Consider the following 1,421-nt stretch of genomic DNA (forward strand, 5'->3'; position numbering starts at 1 on the left):
CTAGTGCAATTTATATTGCTAGGTGGGTCAATTCTGAGTGCAATTCAACATATAGTGCTTTAAACCGCACTTATCTTACCAGCTAAGATTACTTAACGCGGTGCCTCAAATCTAAGCCAGGCTTAAAGTGCGGCACATGCTTAGCATCTACTTGAACTTTTTCACCAGTTTTTGGATTTCTGGCTAGTCGCGCTGGTCTAGTATTTATATTAAAACTTCCGAATCCGCGTATTTCAACTCTGTCTTTTTTAGCAAGACTTTCTGAAATTGAATCTAAGATTAGCTGCACTGAAAGCTGAGCATCTGCATGAGTAAGCTGCGGAAATTGTTCGGCTAATTTTGTGATTAATTCAGATTTTGTCATAGTCTTAAATGGCTGCAAATAAATGAAGTAACATGATTTGTCTATAACAACGTCTATAACAGCACAAAAAAAGAGCGGGTTCCGAAGTGGTTACTAACCCCGAAACCCGCTCTGCTGTTGGTGGGAAAGAGTCAACCGTACAAATCGTTTATAGCAAATGCTGGCCTTAATCTTTGTTCGTTAATTTTATGATATGCCCCCAAATATGCCCCCAAATTTTGTGATATCGACTATTAAATGGTAGAAAAATGTAAGCTTATTGTTCACCTTCGTTGTAAATGTTATCTAAGTTATGAATTAATTTTAGTGCCACGTTTTTCTGCAACATGGTGATAGGAGCCTTTATGCGTTTTTCCTTTGTAGAGCATTAAGCAGGCAAAAGTAAGAGTGCCAAGTGCAACCACCACATGCCTGACGCTAATTGTATATATTGGATTAAACTCAGGAAGAGAATGAAGAATTAATGCTAGCCATATGAAAAGCGTAAATAGACTTACCCATTGGTTTGTCTTTGATGCTGATATAGCAGCTGGCCCAGTTATATAATTTTCAACAAAGTCTGATTCCGCTGGACGATGAAGAATAGTTTTGTAAAGTGGCCCAATGACATCATCCTCAAGCATATCAACATGATTTTCCCAATTCTCTTGCCAATATTTACTTCCTCTATTTACAAGAAACCAAGCCCACGTAAATAAGAGGCCTATGCATCCAACAATGTAAGCTAAATAATTTTTTTCATTTAGGTGTTCTGAGCCAAGGATTGCAAAATAACCTGCAAAGGCTACTGCAATTAAAGCCCAAAAATATGTAGCTCTTTGCCAATAGAGGCCAATTTCAAACTTACGTATATCGAGCGCATGTTCAAGTGCTTTTTCTGTCTTTTCTTTATTTTTTGGTTCAGATAAACCAAAGGATTCTTTGTATTCTTTTTCGTTCATTGATTACCTGCAAATAATAATAATTTATAACGTCTGAATTATGGGGCTGGTTTTAGCCAGTCGCGCTTTTCGGTAACGGCAACTCTAACGGTAACGGTAACGGTAACGGTAACGGT

Annotated in this window: 2 protein-coding genes; both read right to left on the reverse strand. The window is 37.7% G+C overall.

Annotated features, from left to right (window positions below; translation table 11 throughout):
* Positions 1-88: 88 nt before the first annotated feature.
* The gene (locus tag PSU72_RS07795) at positions 89-364 is read right to left on the reverse strand and encodes an integration host factor subunit beta (protein WP_300431767.1); all 276 of its coding nucleotides are present in this window, start codon (positions 362-364) and stop codon (positions 89-91) included.
* A gap of 290 nt (positions 365-654) precedes the next feature.
* Positions 655-1,305 (reverse strand): hypothetical protein, encoded by a 651-nt coding sequence (locus PSU72_RS07800; protein WP_300431768.1) that lies wholly within the window; start codon positions 1,303-1,305, stop codon positions 655-657.
* Positions 1,306-1,421 lie beyond the last annotated feature (116 nt).

Origin of the sequence: Methylotenera sp. (genome assembly GCF_029945535.1) — a bacterium.
Classification (GTDB): domain Bacteria; phylum Pseudomonadota; class Gammaproteobacteria; order Burkholderiales; family Methylophilaceae; genus Methylotenera.